General features: G+C 39.1%; 24 protein-coding genes and 1 pseudogene. 18 read left to right on the forward strand and 7 right to left on the reverse strand.

The features are described 5' to 3' along the window. Positions 1–3 precede the first annotated feature (3 nt). Both ACT8YW_RS08050 and ACT8YW_RS08055 read right to left on the reverse strand, forming a co-directional pair. Positions 4–1,344, reverse strand: a complete 1,341-nt coding sequence (locus tag ACT8YW_RS08050) for an MFS transporter (protein ID WP_004309167.1) — start codon at positions 1,342–1,344, stop codon at positions 4–6. Between the two features lie 51 nt (positions 1,345–1,395). Next, a complete protein-coding gene (locus tag ACT8YW_RS08055; RefSeq protein ID WP_270552405.1) occupies positions 1,396–2,493 on the reverse strand; it encodes an aldose epimerase family protein in 1,098 nt (365 codons plus the stop codon). Between the two features lie 259 nt (positions 2,494–2,752). On the opposite strand from ACT8YW_RS08055, the gene ACT8YW_RS08060 reads away from it, so the two are divergent. From ACT8YW_RS08060 to ACT8YW_RS08075, 4 genes are all read left to right on the forward strand, one after another. Next, positions 2,753–3,724, forward strand: a complete 972-nt coding sequence (locus tag ACT8YW_RS08060) for a type I phosphomannose isomerase catalytic subunit (RefSeq protein ID WP_004313588.1) — start codon at positions 2,753–2,755, stop codon at positions 3,722–3,724. A gap of 208 nt (positions 3,725–3,932) precedes the next feature. After that, a complete protein-coding gene (locus tag ACT8YW_RS08065) occupies positions 3,933–4,898 on the forward strand; it encodes a tyrosine-type DNA invertase cluster 3b (RefSeq protein WP_444104598.1) in 966 nt (321 codons plus the stop codon). A gap of 334 nt (positions 4,899–5,232) precedes the next feature. Further along, positions 5,233–5,811 carry a UpxY family transcription antiterminator gene (locus ACT8YW_RS08070; protein WP_008018120.1) on the forward strand — a complete coding sequence of 193 codons (579 nt, stop codon included), beginning with the start codon at positions 5,233–5,235 and terminating at the stop codon, positions 5,809–5,811. A 28-nt stretch (positions 5,812–5,839) separates the two neighbouring features. After that, positions 5,840–6,589, forward strand: a complete 750-nt coding sequence (locus tag ACT8YW_RS08075) for a polysaccharide biosynthesis/export family protein (RefSeq protein WP_444104599.1) — start codon at positions 5,840–5,842, stop codon at positions 6,587–6,589. A 3-nt stretch (positions 6,590–6,592) separates the two neighbouring features. Here ACT8YW_RS08075 and ACT8YW_RS08080 read toward each other — a convergent pair whose 3' ends face one another. The 3 genes from ACT8YW_RS08080 to ACT8YW_RS08090 form a co-directional block, all read right to left on the reverse strand. Beyond that, positions 6,593–7,006: an N-acetylmuramoyl-L-alanine amidase gene (locus ACT8YW_RS08080; RefSeq protein ID WP_004313206.1), complete on the reverse strand. Its 414-nt coding sequence runs from the start codon at positions 7,004–7,006 to the stop codon at positions 6,593–6,595. A 4-nt stretch (positions 7,007–7,010) separates the two neighbouring features. After that, positions 7,011–7,118 carry a smalltalk protein gene (locus ACT8YW_RS08085; RefSeq protein ID WP_004297473.1) on the reverse strand — a complete coding sequence of 36 codons (108 nt, stop codon included), beginning with the start codon at positions 7,116–7,118 and terminating at the stop codon, positions 7,011–7,013. A gap of 122 nt (positions 7,119–7,240) precedes the next feature. Continuing rightward, positions 7,241–7,729, reverse strand: coding sequence for an HU family DNA-binding protein (locus ACT8YW_RS08090; protein ID WP_444104600.1), 489 nt, complete (start codon positions 7,727–7,729; stop codon positions 7,241–7,243). Positions 7,730–7,948: 219 nt separating this feature from the next. Here ACT8YW_RS08090 and ACT8YW_RS08095 point away from each other — a divergent pair, with 219 nt between their 5' ends. After that, on the forward strand, positions 7,949–8,167 hold the full coding sequence (locus ACT8YW_RS08095) for a DUF4248 domain-containing protein (protein WP_004313208.1): 219 nt from the start codon (positions 7,949–7,951) through the stop codon (positions 8,165–8,167). A gap of 181 nt (positions 8,168–8,348) precedes the next feature. Here the strand turns inward: ACT8YW_RS08095 and ACT8YW_RS08100 are convergent, their stop codons facing one another. Together ACT8YW_RS08100 and ACT8YW_RS08105 are read right to left on the reverse strand one after the other, a co-directional pair. Continuing rightward, positions 8,349–10,181, reverse strand: coding sequence for a DUF3987 domain-containing protein (locus tag ACT8YW_RS08100; protein ID WP_444104601.1), 1,833 nt, complete (start codon positions 10,179–10,181; stop codon positions 8,349–8,351). A 29-nt stretch (positions 10,182–10,210) separates the two neighbouring features. Then, positions 10,211–10,843, reverse strand: a complete 633-nt coding sequence (locus ACT8YW_RS08105) for a BT4734/BF3469 family protein (RefSeq protein ID WP_444104602.1) — start codon at positions 10,841–10,843, stop codon at positions 10,211–10,213. 153 nt (positions 10,844–10,996) lie between these two features. Here ACT8YW_RS08105 and ACT8YW_RS08110 point away from each other — a divergent pair, with 153 nt between their 5' ends. The 13 genes and pseudogenes from ACT8YW_RS08110 (at position 10,997) to ACT8YW_RS08170 (ending at position 24,128) form a co-directional block, all read left to right on the forward strand. After that, entirely contained in the window at positions 10,997–11,146 is a 150-nt protein-coding gene (locus tag ACT8YW_RS08110) for a hypothetical protein (protein WP_008021935.1), read from the forward strand. Positions 11,147–11,296: 150 nt separating this feature from the next. Then, positions 11,297–12,703, forward strand: coding sequence for an undecaprenyl-phosphate glucose phosphotransferase (locus ACT8YW_RS08115; protein WP_444104603.1), 1,407 nt, complete (start codon positions 11,297–11,299; stop codon positions 12,701–12,703). Positions 12,704–12,760: 57 nt separating this feature from the next. After that, positions 12,761–13,573, forward strand: a complete 813-nt coding sequence (locus tag ACT8YW_RS08120) for a polysaccharide biosynthesis/export family protein (RefSeq protein ID WP_444104604.1) — start codon at positions 12,761–12,763, stop codon at positions 13,571–13,573. A gap of 9 nt (positions 13,574–13,582) precedes the next feature. Then, entirely contained in the window at positions 13,583–16,006 is a 2,424-nt protein-coding gene (locus ACT8YW_RS08125) for a GumC family protein (protein ID WP_217290664.1), read from the forward strand. 124 nt (positions 16,007–16,130) lie between these two features. Continuing rightward, entirely contained in the window at positions 16,131–17,657 is a 1,527-nt protein-coding gene (locus ACT8YW_RS08130) for an oligosaccharide flippase family protein (RefSeq protein WP_217290665.1), read from the forward strand. Next, the gene (locus tag ACT8YW_RS08135; protein WP_217290666.1) at positions 17,654–18,649 is read left to right on the forward strand and encodes an acyltransferase family protein; all 996 of its coding nucleotides are present in this window, start codon (positions 17,654–17,656) and stop codon (positions 18,647–18,649) included. The genes ACT8YW_RS08130 and ACT8YW_RS08135 overlap by 4 nt, the downstream gene beginning before the upstream one ends. After that, positions 18,630–19,700: a glycosyltransferase family 2 protein gene (locus tag ACT8YW_RS08140; RefSeq protein WP_217742829.1), complete on the forward strand. Its 1,071-nt coding sequence runs from the start codon at positions 18,630–18,632 to the stop codon at positions 19,698–19,700. Before ACT8YW_RS08135 ends, ACT8YW_RS08140 begins: the two co-directional genes overlap by 20 nt. Positions 19,701–19,702: 2 nt before the next feature. Next, positions 19,703–20,881 (forward strand): Coenzyme F420 hydrogenase/dehydrogenase, beta subunit C-terminal domain, encoded by a 1,179-nt coding sequence (locus ACT8YW_RS08145; protein ID WP_444104605.1) that lies wholly within the window; start codon positions 19,703–19,705, stop codon positions 20,879–20,881. 2 nt (positions 20,882–20,883) lie between these two features. Continuing rightward, on the forward strand, positions 20,884–21,972 hold the full coding sequence (locus ACT8YW_RS08150) for a polysaccharide pyruvyl transferase family protein (protein WP_217290669.1): 1,089 nt from the start codon (positions 20,884–20,886) through the stop codon (positions 21,970–21,972). 217 nt (positions 21,973–22,189) lie between these two features. Further along, positions 22,190–23,032: a glycosyltransferase family 92 protein gene (locus ACT8YW_RS08155; protein ID WP_217290670.1), complete on the forward strand. Its 843-nt coding sequence runs from the start codon at positions 22,190–22,192 to the stop codon at positions 23,030–23,032. Between the two features lie 107 nt (positions 23,033–23,139). Continuing rightward, positions 23,140–23,259, forward strand: a pseudogene (locus ACT8YW_RS08160) (glycosyltransferase family 32 protein); the annotation flags it as partial. Between the two features lie 132 nt (positions 23,260–23,391). Next, positions 23,392–23,868 carry a hypothetical protein gene (locus ACT8YW_RS08165; protein ID WP_444104606.1) on the forward strand — a complete coding sequence of 159 codons (477 nt, stop codon included), beginning with the start codon at positions 23,392–23,394 and terminating at the stop codon, positions 23,866–23,868. Then, complete coding sequence (locus ACT8YW_RS08170; RefSeq protein ID WP_444104607.1) at positions 23,856–24,128, forward strand: hypothetical protein; 273 nt, start codon at positions 23,856–23,858, stop codon at positions 24,126–24,128. The genes ACT8YW_RS08165 and ACT8YW_RS08170 overlap by 13 nt, the downstream gene beginning before the upstream one ends. The last annotated feature ends 87 nt before the right edge of the window (positions 24,129–24,215 follow it).

Raw genomic sequence — 24,215 nt, forward strand, 5'->3', positions numbered from 1 at the left:
TGATTATTCCACAGGAATATCCTTATTTACATTCTTGCAACCTACCAAACCGTAGAACAACAGGTAAGCCAGAGCAGCGATAATCAACCAGTAGCTAGCCATATAACCTACAGAGTCAGAGATGCTTTGTTGGATCAACGGCAATACACCACCACCAACAACCATCATCATAAAGATTCCGGAAGCCTGTGCTGTATATTTTCCTAAGCCTTCTACTGCAAGGTTGAAGATACCACCCCACATTACAGAAGTACAAAGACCGCAAAGTACAAGGAACAAAGCACTTACAGGAACCTGTGCCATCATAAAGCCTTCGCCTACAGTGTAACCCGGCATTGAAACCGTTACATCTTTCGGAGTGAAGATAGCGATCAATACGAAAATGATAGCAGTAGCAGAAACAGCGATCAACTGTGCACGGCTGGAAACCTTACCACTGATAGCACTACTTGCAGTACGTCCCACAAGCATCAGCAACCAATAGATAGCAGCGATAGCACCACCGATAGCAGCACCGTTCATCATGATACCGGCACCTTTATCGCTTGAATCGGCAAGATAGAAGTTCAGTGTACCCGGGATACCAATTTCAATACCTACATAAATAAAGATACCGATTACACCCAGTAAAGTGTGACGGAAGCTCCATGGACTGTGAGAGAATTTTTCTTTCTTCACTCCACCTTTCTGAAGGTGTGGTTCAGGAATAGCAACAAATGAGATAACGATAAATGCAGCAACGAATACACCCATAGCAACGAAGAGCAGAGGAGCAACGTCAGACATAGCAGTACTTGAAGTGACAGTACCGATCAAAGCACCTACGAAAAGCGGAGTCAATGTACCAGACAAAGAATTAAGAGCTCCACCAGTCTGAATCAACTGGTTACCTTTGTTACCACCGCCACCGAGAAGGTTCAACATCGGGTTTACCACTGTGTTAAGCATACAAACGCAGAAACCGCAGATAAATGCACCAAGCAGATAGATTACAAAGTTTAATTTGATAACATACTCACCGAATGCGAATACTTCAGCACCTGCTCCGAATAAGCTGGAAAGATACTGTGTGAACAAACCGAGGAAACCTACTGCCATTGCAATCAAAGCAGTCTTCTTGTAACCGATCTTAACGAGCATGTTACCGGCAGGAATTCCCATAAACAGGTAAGCCAGGAAGTTCATCATATTTCCCATCATACCTAAAGTGTTCGAACCCGCATATTCATTTCTCCAGATTGTTCCGAATGGAGCAGCGAGGTTTGTTACGAAAGAGATCATCGCAAAGATGAAGAACATCGTGATAATTGCGACGAGATTACCGTTCTTTTTTTCTTGTGTCATGGTTCAAAAAAAATGTTAGTTTATAAAATTAGGTTAGTTATTTTTCAAGTCTTATTCTTCTACCGTAAATTTGTAGACAGTGATCTGTTGGTATTCATCACCCGGCAGCAAAGTAGCCGATGGGAAATGCGGTTTGTTCGGAGTATCCGGGAAACACTGTGCTTCAAAGCAGATAGCGCTTCTGGCTGGGAATGTAGCTCCGTGTGCACCTTCAAATCCGTTGAGCCAGTTGCCCGTATAGAGTTGTACACCCGCTTCGGTGGTATATACTTCCATGATACGTCCGCTTTCCGGGTCCTTGCAAGTAGCAGCCAGGTCGAGCGACCCGCTTTCCATCTTGTTCAGTACATAACAGTGGTCATATCCTGCACCGAAAATCAGTTGCTGGAATTTATCGTCGATACGTTCGCCTACGGTATGCGGAGTGCGGAAATCCATCGGAGTACCTTCTACTTTGGCAATTTCACCGGTAGGGATAGAAACTTCGTCAATAGGCGTATAGAAATCAGCGTTGATCGTAACGATGTGGTTGTTAACGGTAGGAGTAGGGTTGGAAATACCGGCGAGGTTGAAGAAACCGTGGTTAGTCAAGTTAACGACTGTAGCTTTGTCGGTGGTAGCGCGGTATTCAATAGTCAGTGCATTTACTTCATTTTCCAGGCGGTAAGTCATTTCCACTTCCAGATTGCCGGGGAATCCCTCTTCGCCGTCAGCAGAAACATAGTTGAATTGCACTGTGCTCTCATCAATCTGGACAGCATCCCAAACACGGGCATGGAAACCGGTAGGTCCACCATGCAGAGAGTTAGGTCCGTTGTTAATTGTGAGTTCATGTTCTTCACCGAACAAAGTGAATTTTCCTTTCGCGATACGGTTGCCGTAGCGTCCGATAGTAGTGCTTAAGAAAGGTTCCGGGCTGTTGATGACGTGGTCGATGCTGTCGTGTCCGAGGATTACATTAGCATACTTACCGTTTTTGTCCGGTACCATGATAGAAAGAATGGCGCATCCGTAATTGGTTACAGCTACTTCCATTCCCTTTGTGTTTTTGAGGATAAATAAATCAGTTTTTTTATCATTTATATCCTTTTGGAAATCTTTCCGGCTGAGCCCTGATAGATTCCCTTCTGTTGGGAATGTGTTATTCATGTCTGGTATTATTAAAAATTTCCTGCAAATAAAGGGAAATTCTTTCTTACTCACAAATTATTCCGACTAAATATGACAGGTGCTTTAGGAAAGTTTAGCTTTATTACTTCATCTTCTTTGGATGCAAGGACAAAAGATGATTTCTTAAATGAATTTTCATCCTCCTTTTCTTAAAAACTGAACTATTTTTTGTATGTTTGTTCCCGGATTGTAACAATCCGAGCGAATTTAATCTAAGTTTATAACAAGAAAAACAAAAATGTATCCATTAAAATTCGAACCTATTCTGAAGCAGACGCTTTGGGGGGGCGACAAAATTATTCCGTTCAAGCATTTGAATTCAGACTTGAAAGGAGTAGGAGAAAGCTGGGAGATTTCCGGCGTTGAGGACAATGAATCCGTTGTGGCTAATGGCCCGGATAAAGGTTTAACCTTGGCCGATATGGTAAGAAAGTATCGTGAGGAGCTGGTTGGTGAAGCGAATTATGCCCGTTTTGGCAACAAATTTCCGTTGCTCATTAAGTTCATCGACGCCAAACAGGATTTGTCAATCCAGGTACACCCAACAGATGAGTTGGCGAAGAAACGCCATAATTCGATGGGAAAAACCGAGATGTGGTATGTGGTAGATGCCGACAAAGGAGCTAAATTGCGTTCAGGATTCTCTGAACAGATTACCCCGAAAGAATATAAGGAACGCGTGTTGAACAATACGATTACCGACGTATTGCAGGAATATGAAATCCATCCGGGTGATGTGTTTTTCCTTCCTGCCGGACGTGTACACAGCATCGGGGCAGGCTCTTTCATCGCCGAGATTCAGCAAACCTCTGATATAACTTACCGTATCTACGACTTCAACCGTAAAGATGCGAATGGTAAAACCCGCGAACTTCACACCGATTTAGCCCGTGAAGCCATCAACTACGAAGTGTTGGATGACTATCGCACTAAATACGAACCGCTGAAGGACGAGCCGGTAGAACTGGTTGCCTGCACCTACTTCACGACTTCTCTGTATGACATGACTGAAGAAATCAGTTGCGACTATTCCGAACTTGATTCATTCGTGATCTTTATCTGTATGGAAGGATCCTGCAAGATGAGAGACAATGAAGGCAATGAACTGACTGTTAGTGCCGGAGAATCTATTTTGTTGCCTGCAACTACACAAGACATCACAATCACTCCTGAAGGAGGAAATGTGAAATTGTTGGAAACATACGTATAAGAGATTATTATACAGAATTAAAGTCATCCGACTTTGCTCCATTCTAGTGATGGACAAAGCCGGATGACTTTTTTTATTACCAATAGAGTAAAAAAGGCAGAGAAGTCTTTAACTATATTTATCAAAAACTTTGCGTTGAAGACACAAAAAGATTCGTTCTTTTGCCACTTGCCAAGTGGCATAATATATAAAATAACTAGTGATGCAAATGATGAACAAGAATGGATTTAGCCGGTGTGCGGAATTCTACATCGGTCGTTTGCGAAAGGAGGGACGGCATTCTACGGCGCATGTCTACAAGAATGCCCTCTTTTCTTTCAGCAAATTTTGCGGCACGTCTAACGTGTCGTTCAGACTGGTCACCCGTGAGCGTTTACGGCGTTACGGTCAGTATCTTTATGAGTGTGGCTTGAAGCCCAATACGATTTCTACGTATATGCGTATGCTTCGTAGTATCTATAACCGTGGAGTGGAAGCGGGCAGTGCGCCTTATATCCCGCGACTGTTTCATGATGTCTATACAGGTGTGGATGTCCGCCAGAAAAAGGCTCTGCCTGCTACGGAATTGCATAAGCTTCTGTATGAAGATCCCAAATCGGAGCGTTTACGTCGTACGCAAGCTATCGCTGCTCTGATGTTTCAGTTTTGTGGAATGTCATTTGCCGATTTAGCCCATTTGGAGAAGTCGGCTTTGAATCAGAATGTGTTGCGATACAACCGTATCAAAACCAAAACTCCGATGAGCGTGGAAGTGCTGAATACAGCAAAGGAAATGATTAACCAGCTCCGTAGTAAGGAAAGTTCTCACCCCGATTGTCCGGATTATCTGTTTGATATTCTTCGTGGGGATAAAAAACGGAAAGATGAAAGAGGTTACCGGGAATATCAGTCCGCTCTTCGTCGATTTAATAATAGCCTGAAGGACCTGGCAAGAACCTTGCATTTGCAATCTCCTGTCACTTCCTATACGCTTCGTCATTCCTGGGCAACGACTGCGAAGTATCGGGGAGTCTCCATTGAAATGATTAGTGAATCATTGGGCCATAAATCTATAAAAACGACACAAATCTATTTAAAAGGCTTTGAGCTTAAAGAACGTACAGAGGTAAATAAAGGGAATTTATCTTACGTAAGAAACTGTTGTGTAGGCAGAAATAAAAGTGTAAAGTTCTAATAATCAGGACTAATATATGTGTGTTACTTCTTAGGTAACGGAACTTAAATTTGACGCAAAGATAGACAAAAACATAGATAGTAAGCAAATATTCTTCCATTTTTTTTCGTTTTATCTAAAATATAGGAAAAAAACTATCCGAACATGAAATAACTTTATTTTCATGCTCTATACTTTTTATTGCCTAATCTCTGGATTTTTCCCGTTGAGTATTAGGCAGTTTCCTTTTTATGCCCTATTTCTATATGTGATTTCCATTTTTTGTTGAGATGTGTGTCCTGTGTATGTATTGTCCGTTACCTAAGAAGTAACGGAAGAAGATGAGGTAAAAAACATGATTTTAACAAAGCCGAAATCAATTAGTGCTGGGCCTAGCGATGGGACAGGGGAAGGCGTAGCACACTCTAAACGCTGGTATGTTGCTCTGGTTCGTATGCATCATGAGAAGAAAGTAGCCGAACGTTTAGATAAAATAGGGATTGAGAATTTTGTTCCTGTTCAGCAGGAAATTCATCAGTGGAGTGACCGGCGCAAGATGGTTGAGTCTGTCCTTCTTCCAATGATGGTGTTTGTACACGTTAATCCGAAAGAACGCAAAGAAGTTCTAAGTTTTTCTACAGTGAGTCGTTATATGGTGATGCGTGGTGAGAGCTCTCCAGCGGTGATTCCAGATGAGCAGATGGCTCGTTTTCGTTTCATGCTCGACTATTCAGAGGAAGCTATTTGTATGAACAGCTCTCCTTTGGCACGTGGTGAGAAGGTTCGTGTTGTGAAAGGACCTCTGACCGGGCTGGTTGGTGAACTGGTTAATGTAGATGGCAAAAGCAAGATTGCCGTCCGGCTGAATATGCTGGGATGCGCTTGCGTGAATATGCCTATTGGTTATGTCGAAGCTATCTGCGAGAAAAACTAGTACTCGTCATCATTTATCCACAAATTACATGAATATAAAGTTTTCTTGTGCTTTTGCACTGATATTCTCTTTCTTCTTCTTTTCAGCTTGTCAATCCTATAAGAAAGTACCTTATTTGCAGGATGCGGAGGTTTTGAAACAGGTGAATACGCAAGTTTCCCCTATTCAGGACGCCAGGTTGATACCGGGAGATGAGGTTTCCATTCTTGTTTCTACTTCCGATCCGGTTGTTTCGCAGCCATTCAATGCACAAGGCAGTACCTTTTTGTTGGATGACCAGGGAAATATCAATTATCCGGTTTTAGGTAAACTCCCTTTAAACGGATTAACGAGTCGCGAAGCTGAAAACCTGATAACGGAGCGACTGAAATCTTACGTGAAAGAAAGACCTACGGTAGTAGTCCGTATGTCCGGTTTTAAAGTTTCGGTTTTGGGAGAAGTGGCGTCTCCGGGTGTTTATCCGGTGGTGAATGAGCAGATCAATGTACTTGAAGCCCTTGCCATGGCAGGAGATTTGACCATTTATGGTGTTCGTGATAATGTGAAACTAATCCGCGAAGACAAGAACGGGCATAAACAGTTTGTTACACTCAATCTGAACGACGCGGATTTGTTATTATCTCCTTACTATCAGTTGCAACAGAATGACATCCTGTATGTCACTCCCAATAAAACCAAAGCACAGAGCGCGGACATCGGAACAAGTACCACGATGTGGATTTCGGGATTTTCCATCTTAGTGTCTATTGCCAGTCTGCTGGTCAATATACTTAGATGATCCTTACAACTCTCCATATTCTTTGATACAGTTAAAACACGGACATTCCTTCATCGGATTTAAATCATGATGGCCTACAATCAATGCTTTGGGGAATCTTTTCCTCAATTCGCGGAGCAAAGCGAGCAAGGAACCTCGTTGCGCCAATGTACGTGTGTCTTGGGGACGTCCGGCAATATCCAGCCCTCCTTCGTAACAAATACCTATCGAATGGGTGTTATGGTCACGGCAGTGTGCCCCGACCTTTTCCAGAGGACGGCCCTGGCAAATTTCTCCATCGCGGGTGATGTAGAAATGGTAACCAATGTCACGGAACCCACGGTGTTGGATATGATCTTGTCGGCAAGCCTCCGCCGAAAGGAATTTTCCTTCCGGCGTGGCACTGCAATGAATGATAATCAGCGTAATGGTGCGCATGGGGCTACATACAACTTTGTACTCCAATCAGGCCTCCGATAGCGGTGGCAACGGTGATAATCACTTTGATAATGAAGCTCCATACGGAGCGGGGAGAAGATGAATTACTCATAAATAAGAGGTTTTAAATAAATTAATAATAGTTTTCTTATTCACCACAGAGTACACAGAATTTTTTCACCATAGATTATTCCTTTTCTCTGTGTCCTCTGCGTCCTCTGTGGTGAATCTACTTTAGGCAGCCGGGTCAGGTGCTTCACCGCTTCCGCCCGGATTTGGATTCGGCGTATTGCCTGAATCGGAATCTCCACCAGGGGTAGTTGGTTTCTGATACTCCGTTTGCTGCTTCAGTTGACTGTCGAGTTTCAGGTTGGTAGTCGACAAATTACCGGTGGCACGAGCTTTCAGGCGCATACCAGTGATGTTTTTCTCTAACGAAAAATCTTCCAGTGTTTCAGCCGCCTTACTTCGGATGCCTACCCCAAAGATGGCAAGGTCGTCGATTTTCACGCATTTGCCGTCGAGCAGCAATTCTTTGATGCAGTCTACCATGTCAGAAAGTACACCTTTGATGACACCACCGGAATACGGTGAGTTGTGTTTCGACATGTGTTCGGCAAGCTTGGCTAAATCAAACGTCTCGTCGCTTACCGCACGGGCGAACCACTTGCCTGCATTCAGGCCTTTCTGCTGTTGGTTTTGATAAATTTTGTAACGAATCATAAAACAATAAATTAAAGGGTTAAACATATTGTCCGGGGATTCTTTTCCCTTCTGACAATACAAAGATACTACCCTGAAACATCGATAAATCAATTGTTTGCGATTGCACACGATTGTTGTCAATTATATGTCGTAATGGTCGTTTATTCAATGGAAAAGCGTTGGTTATGTGGTTCTATTTTGTTATTTTTGTAACTGTAAATCAAAATTTTATCCATTATGACCGAATTCAAAATACGTGCCTACGGGCGCATGGAACTGGCGCAACTTTATTCTCCGACACTTACCGACATTGCTGCTTATCGAAAAATGAAGAAATGGATCTCTTTATGTCCCGGACTTCTGCAACGTCTGTACGACTTGGGGTACGAATCAAAGCGTCGCTCATTCACACCGTTGGAGGTGAGAGTGATTGTGGACGCTTTGGGAGAACCTTGAAGAAGTTGAGAGTTGAGAATTGAGAGTTGAGAGTTGAAAAATGAAAGTGGGAGATGGAGAGAGGAATAGAGGCGGTTTGTGTGGGATAAAGCGGTGCTTTATGGTTGCTAAACCTATGCTTTACGAACGCTAAAGCGATGCTTTATTAAAATACAAGAAATACACTTTTACCCCCGTCTCCCTAACACACGCACACGTGCGTGCGTGTATAGATGCCTTTATCGTCTGCGTTGGTAAACAATCCTTTTTTAATCAGACGGTTCAACCAGCCGAAAGCGGTGTTAGGTTTGATTTTCATGGTTGTAGCCTGCTCCGACAGCTGTGCACGGGTGAATTGGTTGCCCATTGCTTCGAAAAGTGCATCCCGGTCGGCATTGGCTCTATGCTTGACTTCTGTGGAGGGAAGAAAAGACAAGATATGCGTGGCATGACGATAAAGCGGAGTTACAAGCTCCAGAACCGCTTTAAAATCTTCAGCGGTGATCGTTACATCCCAACGGGTGATAATGCCGTCTTTGATATTATCAGTGGCAATCTCCTTATCAGGAGTAAGCAGATGGATAGAAGAATTCTTGAATTGGTAAGGTTGATTACATTCCAATGCACGTATCATAGCTACTTCTGCCATGATACGGCACGTGTTGACAGCCAGTCGGGCGATGGAACTGCTCATTTCGTTGTCGTTGGCAAGTCCCGAACGGAAGAACAAATCGGAAAAGAGAGCGTTGAACTCTTGCTTTTGCTCGTCGGTGAGCCGGAGCGTATGGACTCCATGTGTTTTCATCAGGTCGAGTTGCTTTTTCCATTCCAGGCCTATGTCTGTGAAGATAGCTTCCAGATCGGCTTCACCACTTTCAAACTGATTGATCCATGCCCATATACCATGCATATAATAAAACAGTTGGCGCGAGAACAAACCGTTCTCTGTCGAGGGAATAAGTGGTTTCACTTGTGCGGGCGTACCGGAAAGCAGGACGGACAGATAGCTTTTCTTTACTTCCCGGTATTCCTGGTCGGTACGCCGGTTGTACGACAAACGGTCATGGTCGAACGCTTTGCGGAGCGTGTCGCTCCAGTGTCCGTATTCCGAGCCGATGGCAGCAGAAATAGTATCTGCTTCCGTTTCGCAGATAAGTCCTGTGCCGTTGGCATCCATGATATTTTGCAGAATACCTGTTCCGGTGTTATTGCCCGAGATGAGAAACATTCTGTTTTTGGGCATTTGGGGAGCTTCCACTTTGCTACGCTCTTTTCCCATGACGTCGTAGGCGGCTTTCTCTTTTTTGTAAGCCTTGACCTCTGCCGCTACTTGCTGGCGGATCTCGTCATGGATAGGTTCGACGAGCAGACGGATAAGCGAAAGAATTCCCTTACCCGAGGCAGAAGGAGCCACGATAAAACTTTGCAGACAAGGAGACTGGAGTTTGCCGGCGTATGGACATCTCACATATCGTTCCATGCTGGCACCTATGGCAGTCAATGCTCCGAGCAGCATGACGTCACGCTGCGTAGGGCTGGTGGCATAGCTCATGATGAGCAAGAGGATTTTCGGCCAGTCCGCTTCGGGGAAAGTGGGCAATGGCTGGTTCGGGTCACTACCGTTCAGCAGCTCTTCGGATTCGTCCGGTTCGTCATTCTCCACCTTATTATATACGTGTGCGTGTGTGAGAATTTTGGATGGTGTATTTTCCGTATTTTCTGTATTTCTACGGTTGTTCATAACTTCCGTATTACAGAGTTGCACATTGGCCATTTCGGCAAGATGGAAAGCCGTACCCAGGTGCACTTCCCCATGTCGGGTAGTGAGAGCATTGGAGAATATCCGTTCGGCATGTTCACGTTGGTACTTGGCGGACATCCGGCACAAACGGTGGAAAAACTCGCGTCCCGCTTCTCCGCAATCCGTTGCGATGGCAAACGCCAGTTGTACATATTCAGCATAGGTAGGAGCAATATCCGCTCCTGCAGTTTCAACCGCTTCAGTGAGGCGGCGTAAAGATTCAATATCAGTCATTATTTTGATTTATGATTTATAATTTATGATTATTCGTTGGTGGCTCTAAATAATGCTCCCGGGTCATGGCAAAGGAAGCAGGATCTCACAATGTCTTTACCGGAAAAGTCCACACCTTTTTTCTTTTCTCCGAAAGGAGGAGGTGTTCCTGTACCATAGATCATCACAGTGTATAACATTGCTAACTTCATTTTTTCCGTAATACAGTTTGCGTCATCGGCCATGGGTAAATGATTATAGGGTATGAAGGCTTTTACGCCCCGTCCGCTAGGACTGATAAACGTGAGCACAGGGTGGAGAAGAGGATCATTGAACAACGTCTTACGCATCTCCACTGCTTCCTGATAGGAGGTGAGATAGTCTATATCTACTACTGTTAGGAGGGAAGGAACTATGAGGCATTTGCTGCTGCGACGCGAGAATGTACCACAGGGAGTCACGTATGGTAATAGTGATGCTTTTGCCGTCCGTATATCTTCGGAGTTGCGTACTTGTTCGGTCAGAACTTTGAGATTCTCGTTGCAGGTAATCATTTGAAAGACTTGCTCTACGGAGACTTCGCAGCAGGGAATAAGCGTAGGAGGAGTAACTAATTGTCCGTGTTCGTCTTTAATGGGCGCAATGGGAGGCATGAAATAAGACATTCTAAAATCGTTTGTCATAACGTATCTAATTATTTGATTATCGCCTTGAATTTTCAAAACGTGGGGCGAAGGTAGGAATAGCTTTTAAATCAACTGTTCTGACATATCAGAACAGTTATAGGTAGAATCATGTATTATTTAATAACTTTAACAATTAACAGAATTACAAAAATGAAAAAGTACTCTCATGTAGCACTCGGCCTTTTCATCGCCGAGCAGTTTAAGAAAGCAGGTGTGAAGATAGCTCCCATGTGCGCTGAAATAGGCTTGGGCAAAGCTGTCTACTATGCAAAGGTTATAAAAGGGGAGACGTTCGTTTAAGCCATTTCACCCGTCTTTTGGCTTACTTCTATGACTGTCATACCAAAGAGGAATTTCGAGCCAAAGCAATTGAATGGGTCGACCGTTATATTGATTATCGTGAGAAACACGGGTGATGGGAAAGAAATTTAATCAATTGATAATAAAATAATGCAGGAAGTCCAACGTTTCAATAAAGTCCTAAAATCTTTTGTCCTTCTAGGGGACATCATCTTATTGAACTTGCTGTTATGGATGTTTACTTCGATCTGGGAAAACCGGTCTCCATTTGAGTATTCAATGCCTCTTCTCCAGAACATGGCTCTGATGACTTTATGTTATCTGGTTTGCAACATCCGTTCAGGAGTGATCCTTCATCGTCCGGTGGTTCGCCCGGAACAAATTATGCTTCGGGTGGCCCGGAATATGATTCCTTTTGTGTTGATAGTCTTTGGGCTTTCATACATATTCCATTTTGAATGTGTCAATCTGCGTCAGTTAGGGGTATTTTATATAGTTCTCATTATCGTTATCATTTCCTATCGTCTGACGTTCCGATCTATTCTGGAGCTTTATCGCAAAAGTGGGAAAAATGTCCGAAAGGTAGTGTTGGTGGGTAGCCATGAAAATATGCAGGAACTTTATCATTCCATGACGGATGATCCGACATCCGGGTATCGTGTATTGGGATATTTTGAAGATTTTCCGTCAGACCGCTATCCTATGAATATAGCTTATTTGGGACAGCCGTGTGAAGCTGTTGATTATTTGACTCGTAATGCGGGAAAGGTGGATCAGCTTTATTGTAGCCTTCCTTCCGCCCGTAGTGCTGAAATTGTGCCGATTATCAACTATTGTGAGAATCATCTGATTCGTTTCTTTAGCGTTCCCAATGTCCGGAACTATTTGAAACGGAGAATGTATTTTGAAATGTTAGGTAATGTCCCGGTACTTTCTATCCGTCGTGAGCCACTTGAGTTATTGGAGAACCGTATTATGAAACGTGGCTTTGATATTATTTGCTCGCTACTATTCCTTTGTACCTTTTTCCCGATTATATACATCATTGTGGGACTGGCTATAAAGATAAGTTCACCTGGACCTGTTTTTTTCAAGCAGAAACGAAGTGGGGAGGATGGTCGTGAATTCTGGTGCTATAAGTTTCGTTCAATGCGGGTAAATGCTCAATGTGATACATTACAAGCTACAGAACATGATCCTCGTAAAACCCGAATCGGTGATCTGATTCGTAAGACGAATGTGGATGAACTTCCTCAATTTATTAATGTCCTGAAAGGGGATATGTCTTTAGTGGGTCCCCGTCCGCACATGTTGAAGCACACAGAAGAATATTCTCATTTAATAAATAAATATATGGTCCGTCATTTTGTAAAGCCTGGTATTACAGGTTGGGCACAAGTGACAGGTTTCCGTGGAGAAACGAAGGAGCTTTGGCAGATGGAAGGACGTGTGCAACGTGACATCTGGTATATTGAGCATTGGACGTTTCTTTTGGATTTATATATCATGTATAAGACTGTGTATAACGTAATCCGCGGGGATAAAGAGGCTTATTAGGCGAAGAGTTGGAATTTGAATAAAAATTAAATCAATAGTTGTAATTTACATGAGTAGGTGGTTATGAGAAAATTGAAACGATTGACTTTGGGTGCGTTACTTGCTTTTTTGCTGGTATCCTGCCAATCATATAAGAAAGTGCCTTATTTGCAGGATACGGCTTTTGTGAATGATACAGAACAGAGTGTTCGTCAGACAGGTGTGAAGGTTATGCCCAAGGATTTGTTGACGATTGCCGTATCTTGTTCTACTCCGGAACTGGCTGCACCTTTCAATCTGGTAAATTCGGGTACTGCTAGTGGAACGGAGGGAAAGACGGTAGGACAAGGAAACGCATCATCTGCTCTGCAGCAATATCTGGTGGATAATCAGGGGAATATCAACTTTCCTGTGTTAGGCGAGATTCATGTAGGTGGATTGACTAAACTTGAAATAGAAAATCTGATTATAGATAAGTTGAAGGTTTATTTAAAAGAAGCACCGCTTGTAACTGTGCGTATTGTTAATTACCGGATTTCGGTATTGGGAGAGGTTACTAAGCCAGGCAGCTTTGTAGTCTCTAACGAGAAGATTAATTTGTTGGAAGCGCTCGCTATGGCAGGTGATTTGACTATTTATGGTATGCGCGATAATGTGAAATTAATCCGGACAGGGCAAGATAACAAGCAGGAAATTATTACTATGGACTTGAATAAGGCTGAAACGGTACTGTCTCCTTATTATCAGTTACAGCAGAATGATATAATTTATGTGACACCTAATAAGACTAAGGCGAAGAATTCGGATATAGGAACCAATACGGGATTATGGCTGTCTAGTACTTCTATTCTGGTTTCACTTGCAAACATATTGGTAATTTTATTAAAATAACAATCAACAATGAAAGAAAATTCGTATGACAATAATATGAATGAATTGGACGAAGAGAAAGTAGATTATCAGGAACTTTTTTTTAAATATGTAATTCATTGGCCTTGGTTTGTAGCTTCCGTTTTAGCTTGCCTAATTGGTGCTTGGGTGTATTTGCATTTTCAAACTCCCGTGTATCAGGTTTCTGCTTCCATCATGATAAAAGATGATAAAAAAAACGGTGGTGGAAATGTTGCTGATTTGGAAAGCTTGGGATTGGGTGGAGTGATTACTTCTGCACAAAGTATTGATAATGAGATTGAAGTTTTACGCTCAAAAACGATTTTAAAAGAAGTTATCAATAATCTGGAACTTTATATAACTTATTATGATGAGGATGAATTCCCTAAAAAAGAATTATATAAGACTTCTCCGGTAGTCGTAAACCTGACACCTCAGGAAGCAGACGAATTGTTGGATGTAGCTTTGATTAATATGAAGCTTACTCCAGAGGGTGGTCTGGATGTAAATTTGAAAATAGGGTTGAATGAATATGCTAAACATTTTGATCAACTTCCAGCAGTGTTACCTACAGATGCGGGTACATTTGGGTTTGCATTGAAAGATTCCTTGGCGAATGGGAATATAGAAGGACAGAATGTGGTGCGAAATATCAGTGCTGTGGTCAGTCAGCCGTTTAGAGTAGCAAAAGGATATCAGTGGGCATTGGAAATAGCACCCACTTCCAAAACGACTTCTGTAGCAGTTGTTTCATTGATGAATACGAATATACAGCGAGGACAGGATTTTATCAATAAGTTGATGGAAATGTATAATCGGAATACAAATAATGACAAGAATGAGATTGCTGAAAAGACAAGGGAATTTATCAATGAACGTATTAAGATTATTGATGAAGAATTAGGAAGTACGGAGAATAAATTGGAAGCCTTTAAAAGAAATGCGGGTTTGACAGATATTAGCAGTGATGCTCAATTGGCTGTATCGGGGAATGCTGAATATGAAAAGAAGCGTGTAGAGAATGGAACCCAGATTAATTTGGTTCGCGACCTTGTTAAATATATCAATAATCCGTCAAATGAGTATGAAGTTTTACCAGGTAATATCGGTTTATCTGATGATGGATTGACTACTCAGATAGAACGTTATAATGAATTAATTATTGAACGTAAACGTTTGCTTCGTACTTCTACGGAGAGCAATCCGATGATAGTGAATCTGGATACGAGTATTCGTGCTATGAAATCGAATGTTCAGGCTGCTATTAATGGTACTTTGCAGGGTTTACTTATTGTGAAGGCTGATTTAGATCGTGAAGCGAGCCGTTTTTCTCGTCGTATCAGTGATGCTCCGGGGCAAGAACGTCAATATGTAAGTATTGCACGGCAGCAAGAAATCAAGGCAGGACTTTATTTGATGCTTTTGCAGAAGCGTGAAGAGAACGCCATCACTTTGGCCGCTACAGCCAACAATGCTAAGATTATAGATGAGCCAGCAGCTGAAGGTGCTCCGGTATCTCCGAAACCAAAGATGATTTACATGATTGCTTTGGTGGTAGGTGTAGGATTACCTATTGGTATCATTTTCCTGATTGGTTTGACTAAATTCAAAATAGAGGGGCGTGGTGATGTTGAGAATTTAACGAGTCGACCTATTGTGGGTGATGTACCATTAACTACTGAAAAAAATGGAACTATTGCTGTATTTGAGAATCAGAATACTTTAATGAGTGAGACTTTTCGTAATGTCCGTACTAATCTTCAGTTTATGCTTAAAAGTGATCAAAAAGTGATACTAGTCACTTCTACTGTCAGTGGTGAAGGTAAATCTTTTATTTCTTCAAACCTTGCGATTAGCCTTTCTTTATTGGGAAAAAAGGTTGTGATTGTTGGTCTTGATATTCGTAAGCCTGGTTTGAATAAAGTGTTTAATATTCCTCGTAAAGAATTGGGTATTACTCAATACTTAGCAAATCCAGAAAAGAATCTGATGGATTTTGTTCAGCCTTCGGATATAAGTAAGAGTCTGTATATTCTTCCAGGTGGAACTGTGCCGCCTAATCCTACAGAATTATTAGCTCGAGATGGTTTGGATAAGGCGGTTGAAACATTGAGAAAGAACTTTGATTATGTGATTCTAGATACAGCTCCAGTTGGTATGGTGACGGATACTTTATTGATAGGTCGTGTAGCTGACTTGTCGGTGTATGTATGTCGTGCTGATTATACTCGAAAAGCTGAATTTACTTTGATTAATGAATTGGCTGATAGTAATAAATTGCCTAATCTTTGTTCCATAATTAATGGTCTTGATCTTCAAAAGAAGAAGTATGGTTATTATTATGGCTATGGCAAATATGGCAAGTATTATGGCTATGGCAAACGTTATGGATACGGTTATGGGTATGGAGAACATAAAGTGAAGGAAGAATGAATAGCTAATAAGGTCATTAAATCGTTTCATTGTTTGGATACTAAAAAGTATCTAAAACAGTGAGGAGTACTCTTGTCTGAGTATAACTTTAATCTGCGTGAAATATAAAATTCGGAATAACCCAATGAAGGAAATTATAGCGACTGATACACAAAGAATTGCGAAAAATTCACTATTCTTATATTTAAGAATGTTGTTCACGATGGGTGTATCATTCTATACATCAAGAGTGATCTTAAACACATTAGGTGTCGTAGATTTTGGAGTATATAATGTGGTAGGTGGCGTAACGGTCATGCTTTCTTTCTTTAATGGTTCACTTCAATCAGCAAGTTCTCGTTATTTGACATTTTCAATCGGAAAGGGGAATGTTGATGAAGTGAAAAAAGTTTTCAGAAGCGTGTTAGGTGTTCATCTAATACTTGCATTAGTTTTATTTGTCTTGTGTGAAACTGTAGGTCTTTGGTTTGTATTAAATAAACTTATTATACCAGAAGAACGATATGATGCAGCTTTATGGGTATATCAATGTTCTATTATTGCCATGCTCGTTTCAGTGGTTAGTGTACCATTTAATGCTTTAGTAATAGCTCATGAAAAGATGAATGTTTTTGCTTATATATCAATAGTGGAGTCGACATTAAAACTTTCTATTGTATTTTTATTATTGATAATTCCGTATGATAAATTAATAAGTTATTCTATTTTGTTCTTGTTGGTTCAATTAATGTTAAGAGCAATATACACCATATATTGCTCAAAGAATTTTGTAGAGAGTAGAGAGAAACCGCAATGGAATTCAAAATTGTCAAAGGAACTGATTGTATATGCTGGTTGGGCATCAAATGGTAGTCTTGCTTTATTGGCAAATAATCAAGGTATAAATATTCTTTTAAATATGTTTTTTGGACCTGTAGTGAATGCAGCTCGCGGTTTAACAACCCAAGTACAGGCCGCTGTTTTAGTGTTTGTGCAAAACTATCAAATGGCATTGTCACCTCCTATTATTAAAGCGTATGCAACTAACGATTTGCAGAATATGCATAAATTGGTGATAGCGTCTTCTAAATATGGTTATTTAGTTATGGTTTTAGTTGTTTTTCCTTTATTTGTTTTTGCCTCTGTTGTTCTCCAATTATGGCTAGGCACTGTACCTGAATATACAATTAGCTTTGTCCGAATAACATTACTTATTTGTTTGTTGGCGCCATTAAGACAGGCTATGATAAATGCAGTACATGCTACAGGTAACATAAAAAGATTCCAAGTTTATGAGGGTACTACAATGTTATTGGTCTTGCCCTTTTCCTATATAGGTCTTAAAATGTTTGACATATCTCCAGATTCTGTAATGATAATATATGGAATTATAGAGGCACTTGTTCAGTGTATTAGGTTTTATATTGTATTACCATTGATAAAAATATCCTTTGAAGAATATTTTAAAAAAGCTTTAATGCGTCCTTTATTATTAACTGTATCATTGTTTCTTCTGGTATTTTTCTTGCCGTCATATGACTCTCTATCTGTAGATACTTTTTTATGTATGGTAGTTGTGTTCATGATAGAAATCTTTTTCCTTTTCTTTATTGGATTGTCTTTGGGTGAACGGGAAAAAATATTGTTACTAATTAGAACTAAATTGTTATGACGCCATACACTTCCACTGCAATCCGTATTGTGCGTTTTCCATTGGCTGTTCTTGTAGTATTTATACATAGTGTAGGACCAACAGATAATATTGCTTATTATCCTTTTCGTGATTTCTTTTCTCATACATTTTGTAGTTTTGTTGTACCTGCTTTTTTCATCATATCTGGGTTCTTGTTTTTTCAGCGGATGGAGAATGGGTTTACGAAAAAGATCTATATTAAGAAGTTAAATTCGAGAATCTCTACTTTACTTATACCATATTTCGTTTGGAATGCCGTAACTCTAGTGATTGATTTGCTAAAGTTCTATACAGGAAGACCTTCCTGGATTGATTATGGAAATGCTTCGATAGGTGAAATTATAGTCCATTGTTTTTGGGGCAACGTTTCCGATATCTCAAGTGGTATTTATTACCCGATAAATCTTCCTCTATGGTATATACGTGATTTGATAGTGTTGTGTTTGTTTTCTCCGATAATATATAAAATCTGTGATAAGTTTGGCTGGTTTACAATTGTGGCTTTAACTGTATCATATTTTTTAGGTTTACATCTTTTGTACTTTAACTTGCTCGGCATTCTATTTTTTAGTTTAGGCGCTTTTCTGGCTATACATAATCGTAATCTGGTTTATGATAAGTGGTATTATATGTGTCCCATTATCATTATCGGACTGATTGTTTATATAATGACAGGACAAGAAATAATCCTAAAATTATATATTTTTACTATGCCATTCTTTATATTTTTTCTATGTTCGAAAATAAGAAAAGTCGAAAAAATAGCCTCTTTGGGCAAGTATTCAACAGTGATATATTATAGTCATTATCCGCTTACGTTAATTGTAGCTTTTAAGATAGTCGGGTTAATTTTGCCTTGTTATTCACTTATAAATTATTTTATTATCCCGTTGTTGGCTGTACTTTTGAGCATAATGCTGTGTGAGATATTAAGCTCTTTACGTCTAAAATATGGAAAAAGAAAAAATTAAATATTCAATAATCGTTCCAGTTTATAATGCGCAGCGGTACATTGAACGCTGTATAAACAGTGTCTTTTTGCAGACAGAAACAAATTGGGAGTTGATATTAATAGATGATGGAAGCAAAGATGGATCAGGTGAGATATGTCAAAGGTTTGCTGCTTTAGATACTAGAGTTAAGTATTTATATCAAGAAAATAAGGGAGTTAGTGCAGCTCGTAATAAAGGATTAGACATTGCGTGTGGTGAATGGATTACCTTTATGGATTCGGACGATTGGGTAGAGCCGTTTCATCTGGCTACATTTAATAAACAAGTAGAAAAAAATGTAGATTTGTGTATCAATAGTTTTATTATAGATTTATATTATGGAGTAAGAACATTCAATTATTTAGATTCTGTGTCAAAGAATAAGAATGAAAGCTTAGATCTGTTTTTGGGACCATTGAAAGCACATTCTCAATTCTTGTGGATAAAGGCTTTTAAATCCTCAATAATAAATAAATACGGATTACGATTTGACGTTAGTGTTAGTCTAGGTGAAGATAATATTTTTATTCTTAGTTATCTTCTTTATGTCAAAACGTTGTCAAGTACTTCCATTGCAACTTATCACTATGACCAGATTGATGAAAATCAGAATTCTTTAGGACGTAAGAAAAGGCCGGTGAAGGATGCATTGCATCAAATAAAGCAAAATACGACGGCTATTTACAGTATATATGAGCAGACTGGCAGGGAATCGTTGTTACACTATTCTTCTGATTATTATTATACACGGGTTTTTGAACGCATTCTGGTTCAAAATAAAAGAAAAATAGGGGGGGGATTTTTTTATAAGCCTGCTCTGACTGGCGATTTTAGAAGTTTTATTAAAGACTTAAGAATTGAATATGTTCAAGATCGTTTAATTAGATTTTATTGGCTGTCATTTGACAAACCGATAAATGCTTTCGTTTTATTCAATTATTACATAATAAGAAAATGCTTGACATTAAAGACAATAAGATGTGTTGTGGCTGCGAAGCATGTAGTCAAGCGTGCCCTAAGGCATGCATAGAGATGAGAGTCGATGATGAAGGATTCTTTTATCCCGTAATTGATTATGCTATATGTGTCGACTGTGGTTTATGTGAAAAAGTTTGTCCGGTAATTAATAAGAGAGAAGCTTTGCTTGTACGAGAGGCTTATGCGATAAAAAATCCGTCTAAATTTATTCAACGACAAAGTTCATCTGGCGGTTTTTTTTCTCTTGTAAGCGAATATGTACTACAGAATAAAGGTGTAGTTTTTGGCGCTCGTTTTGATAAAGACTGGGGAGTACGGATGGATTATGTTGAGGAGCGGAACTATTTATCGAAGTTTAGAGGTTCCAAATATGTGCAGTGCAGAAATGAAGAGACTTTTGCTAAAGCTAGGGAATTTCTAAAGAATGGCAAGCTAGTACTTTATACAGGTACTCCCTGTCAGATTGCAGCTTTAAAGAACTTTCTAGGCAGAGACTATACTAATCTTATAACTATAGACTTTATTTGTCATGGTGTACCTAGTCCGGGAGTCTGGCAAAAGTATCTTAGCGAACAAAAAAACAAATTGTCCTTGCAAAGCATAGCAAATGAAAAAGATACATTCTTATCTTCTTCTCTAAAGGAAAGACTTGAGATTACAGGTATTAATTTCAGAGAGAAAGCAGGATTCGGATGGGAAAAATTTGGTTTTATCATTCGTGGAATGTCGGTTTCTAAAATGGATCAAAATCAGATATTGTTCTCTGAAATGCATAGTCATAATCCTTTTATGAAAGGTTTTCTTTCTAATATAACAATTCGTCCATCGTGTTCGTTATGTCCTGCGAAGGGGGGGCGTTCTCAAAGTGATATTTCAATGGCTGATTTTTGGGGTATTAAGGAGATTGATAAAAGGTTCTATGATCCAAATGGGGTAAGCTTAGTTTTTGTTCATACTGAAAAAGGTGATAGCATAATGGAGAAGTTAGTCTGTGAAAAAAAATCGGTAACACCTGATGATATAGTCTTTACTAATATCTCCTATATGCATAGCTCACCTCTTCATCCTAAACGAATAGCCTTTTTTTCTAGATGGAAATCCGAGTCTGTTGTAAAATTGCTGGAGGAATTTGCAAAACCATCATTGCTTGATAAACTTAAATTTATTATTAGAATGATACTTATTAAGCTTAACCTGAATTATAAGTTAAATAAGCTGCTTAAAAAACGATAAAGATGAATATTGGTATAATTACGATGTGGAATAGTAAAGATAATTATGGTCAAGTATTACAGTGTTATGCGCTTCAGCATTATCTTCGGGAACAAGGTCATAATGCTTTTTTGATAAAAAGTATCAGTGATGCAGTAGAGAAGAAGTCTTTGAATACACGATTTCTTCAGTTGCCGGGAAAGATCTTCTCTTATCGTTTTTGGTCGTTATTGATATTTAGATTTAAATTGAAGCAGTTTTCGAGACGATATGGTCATTTGGATAGAGGATTTGATTATTTCCGAACGAAGTTTATTGTATCAACAGATAAGATTTATGATATTGCTATGCTGGAAGATAATCCTCCTCTATGTGATGCTTATATTACGGGTAGCGATCAGGTGTGGGGGGCATTGTCTAAAGTCTATTTTTTGACCTTTGTTCATGATAAACCCAAATATTCATATGCTGCAAGTTTTGGTAGTAATCCTTTTACTATAGATGGACGTAAAAAGATGGCAGAAATGCTCTTTTCATTCTCTGCAGTTACAGTAAGGGAGGAAAAAGGTCTAATTTATTGTAAGGAAATGGGTATTGATGCTCGTCGTGTTATTGATCCAACTGGGTTACTCACAAAAGAGGATTATCTTAATATTGCAGATATACCAGAGGAAAAAGATTATATATTACTTTATCTATTAGGTAATTATACAGATGTTAACATAGATGATATTTATAGTTATGCTAAAATAAAACACTTGAAAATAAAATATATAGCTAGTCAGGCTCGTAATGACAAATATGAAAAAATATTCCCCTCACCAACAGAATGGCTTGGATTGATATCAAAAGCTAAATATATATTGACTAATTCATATCACTGTTGTATGTTTGGTATTTATTTTGAGAAACCATTTATGTTTTTTGAATTAAAGGGTATTTTTAGAGGTATGAATTCCAGAATGGAAACCTTGATATCACAATATGCAGTACCACGAGTGCGTCGATTGGAAGAACTTGATTTTTGCGAATTTGACTATAGTAAAATTTCCCAAACTCTGAATCGCGATAGAAACGAGGGAAGAAAGATGTTGCAATCGTGGTTTTCATAATTCATTATTAGAGATGAGCTTAAAAACAAAAACATTTCGCTATTGGATACATCTGTATTTGTATAACAATAGTTTTATCTTACATGTTAAACGTAATATTAAGAGTCATTTATTTTCAAATTCGGTATTGTTGGTTTGTTTTCCCTATATTCTTTTGAACTATTGGTTTTCTATGTTTTATGAGAAAGCTTGGGGATTTAGGAAAGTTGAGAAAATTATGGAAAAAGAAAGAAGTGAAATATTCAAACATGAAGTCGCAATTGTGTCCATCAGTAAAAATGAAGGTCCTTATCTGATAGAGTGGATTGAATTTCACAGAATGGTAGGGGTTACAAAATTTTATTTTTATGATAATGAAAGTAATGATGATACTTTAGATTTACTAAAACCTTATATAGAAGCAGGTATTGTGGATTATACCTTACAAAGAGGTAAAGCACAGCAGCTAGTAGCTTATAATGATGCTATCAAAAAACATAAAAGGGAATGCAGGTGGATGGCTTTTCTTGATATGGATGAGTATTTGATGCCTGTGGATAGTTCTAAAGGTTTGGGTGAAGTAATGAATGAACTTGTTTATAAAGCTAAATTGGGGGCTTGTGGTGTAGGAGTGAATTGGGCTATATTCGGAACCTGTGGCTTAAAACATAAACCGGAAGGACTTATAACGGAAAATTATACGAAAAGAGCTGAAAATAACTATTATTTAAATATCCATATTAAAACAATTTGTAATCCTCGATTGGTGATAGATTACATCTCACCTCACTATCCTCTTTATGTAAAAGGTGGATATTCTATTCGAGAAGCATGGGGTAATCGTATTTTTGGCTGGGGAGCTAGTGATATTGTTTTCAGAAATTTGCGTATTAACCATTATTATACAAAATCAGAAGAAGAATATATCGCTAAACGAGCGAGAGGGTTAGGCGACCGTATAGGTATTTATGACGATGATCATTTTAAGAAATATAATAAATATGATATAGAGGATTACTCAATGAAGCCGTTTATAAGTGAACTGCGGAATAGAATTGTGAAATATCCTAATATAAGATAAGTATGATACCCAATATTATTGATTGGTGCTGGCTAAGTGGAGCGCCTGTGCCTGACTAAATTAAAAACTGTATTGATTCTTGGAAAATATGTCTTCCTGATTATGAGATAAAATGCTGGACTACTCAAAATTTTGATATCAATTCCATAGAGTATGTAAGGGAAGCTTTCGAACAAAAGAAGTGGGCTTTTTGTGCAGACTATATACGTGCTTATGCTTTATTTACAGAGGGTGGCATCTATTTAGACTCTGATGTACAGGTGCTTAAATCGTTTAATGATTTGCTTCATTTTCATTTTTTCTCTTCAGTGGAATATATTCCTGATAATGTGAAATGTTTTGATGTAGTGAATAAATGCTTGGATACAAATTTAAATCGTTTGCCTAATGTAGACTATGTACAGGGAATAGGAATTCAAGCGGCCATTATGGGTGCAGAAAAAGGAAACGAATATATGAGTGATTGCCTGGCTTATTATAGAAATCTTCATTTTTCAATGAATAAGGGTTATGATAACATGGCTATTGTTGCTCCCAACATTTATGCCGTGAATGCTGAAAAATATGGCTTTAGATATAAAAATGAAGATCAGTATCTGGATAATAATATGGTAATTTTTAAAGATGAGGTTTTTTGTGAGCCAGAATTTATGAATCATCGTACCTATGCATTGCATCTGGTTGCTCATAGTTGGTATAATCCTACGCTATCACAGAAGATATATCAATCATTGGCTCAAATAAAATTTCTGAAGAGAATATTTGACTGGCTTGAGAATAGTAAATGTACTCGTAATATGATTGCTCTTATAAAGAAAAATATATGGCTGAAGTAGTGGCAAAAGAGGTGTTTACTTTTAAAAATGGATTTTTCCTACTTCTTTGTATGTGTTCAGTTGCATCTTATTTAGGAGGCCCGATCTGTTATGCTTTATTGGTGTTGTATTCGTTGTCGAAAGTTTTTAGAATTAAGGGATATACTTATAATATATTTGCTGCTCTTTTTATTCTTATTGCCATTATTAGTACATTGGTGAATTTAAGTGAAACAGAGGCTGTTTTTAAACCGGGACAAAGAATTGTAATGCTAATTTAGGTGATGATTGTATGCTGTCCTGTAATAAATAAACGTTCAATATATGCATATAGAAAAAGACTTTTTATCTACCTGCTTGCTGGTTTG

It is taken from the genome of Bacteroides sp. (assembly GCF_052357945.1).
Classification (GTDB): Bacteria; Bacteroidota; Bacteroidia; order Bacteroidales; family Bacteroidaceae; genus Bacteroides.

Bases quoted from the DNA above. Each gene is read 5' to 3' on its own strand.
- ACT8YW_RS08145 (WP_444104605.1), top strand. From the start codon at position 19,703: ATGAGAGTCGATGATGAAGGATTCTTTTATCCCGTAATTGATTATGCT.
- ACT8YW_RS08125 (WP_217290664.1), top strand. From the start codon at position 13,583: ATGAAAGAAAATTCGTATGACAATAATATGAATGAATTGGACGAAGAG.
- ACT8YW_RS08105 (WP_444104602.1), bottom strand. From the start codon at position 10,843: ATGACAAACGATTTTAGAATGTCTTATTTCATGCCTCCCATTGCGCCC.
- ACT8YW_RS08065 (WP_444104598.1), top strand. From the start codon at position 3,933: ATGATGAACAAGAATGGATTTAGCCGGTGTGCGGAATTCTACATCGGT.
- ACT8YW_RS08115 (WP_444104603.1), top strand. From the start codon at position 11,297: ATGCAGGAAGTCCAACGTTTCAATAAAGTCCTAAAATCTTTTGTCCTT.
- ACT8YW_RS08080 (WP_004313206.1), bottom strand. From the start codon at position 7,006: ATGCGCACCATTACGCTGATTATCATTCATTGCAGTGCCACGCCGGAA.
- ACT8YW_RS08055 (WP_270552405.1), bottom strand. From the start codon at position 2,493: ATGAATAACACATTCCCAACAGAAGGGAATCTATCAGGGCTCAGCCGG.
- ACT8YW_RS08140 (WP_217742829.1), top strand. From the start codon at position 18,630: ATGGAAAAAGAAAAAATTAAATATTCAATAATCGTTCCAGTTTATAAT.
- ACT8YW_RS08135 (WP_217290666.1), top strand. From the start codon at position 17,654: ATGACGCCATACACTTCCACTGCAATCCGTATTGTGCGTTTTCCATTG.
- ACT8YW_RS08100 (WP_444104601.1), bottom strand. From the start codon at position 10,181: ATGACTGATATTGAATCTTTACGCCGCCTCACTGAAGCGGTTGAAACT.
- ACT8YW_RS08085 (WP_004297473.1), bottom strand. From the start codon at position 7,118: ATGAGTAATTCATCTTCTCCCCGCTCCGTATGGAGCTTCATTATCAAA.
- ACT8YW_RS08150 (WP_217290669.1), top strand. From the start codon at position 20,884: ATGAATATTGGTATAATTACGATGTGGAATAGTAAAGATAATTATGGT.
- ACT8YW_RS08090 (WP_444104600.1), bottom strand. From the start codon at position 7,729: ATGATTCGTTACAAAATTTATCAAAACCAACAGCAGAAAGGCCTGAAT.
- ACT8YW_RS08095 (WP_004313208.1), top strand. From the start codon at position 7,949: ATGACCGAATTCAAAATACGTGCCTACGGGCGCATGGAACTGGCGCAA.
- ACT8YW_RS08155 (WP_217290670.1), top strand. From the start codon at position 22,190: ATGGAAAAAGAAAGAAGTGAAATATTCAAACATGAAGTCGCAATTGTG.
- ACT8YW_RS08070 (WP_008018120.1), top strand. From the start codon at position 5,233: ATGATTTTAACAAAGCCGAAATCAATTAGTGCTGGGCCTAGCGATGGG.
- ACT8YW_RS08050 (WP_004309167.1), bottom strand. From the start codon at position 1,344: ATGACACAAGAAAAAAAGAACGGTAATCTCGTCGCAATTATCACGATG.
- ACT8YW_RS08075 (WP_444104599.1), top strand. From the start codon at position 5,840: ATGAATATAAAGTTTTCTTGTGCTTTTGCACTGATATTCTCTTTCTTC.
- ACT8YW_RS08110 (WP_008021935.1), top strand. From the start codon at position 10,997: ATGAAAAAGTACTCTCATGTAGCACTCGGCCTTTTCATCGCCGAGCAG.
- ACT8YW_RS08130 (WP_217290665.1), top strand. From the start codon at position 16,131: ATGAAGGAAATTATAGCGACTGATACACAAAGAATTGCGAAAAATTCA.
- ACT8YW_RS08170 (WP_444104607.1), top strand. From the start codon at position 23,856: ATGGCTGAAGTAGTGGCAAAAGAGGTGTTTACTTTTAAAAATGGATTT.
- ACT8YW_RS08060 (WP_004313588.1), top strand. From the start codon at position 2,753: ATGTATCCATTAAAATTCGAACCTATTCTGAAGCAGACGCTTTGGGGG.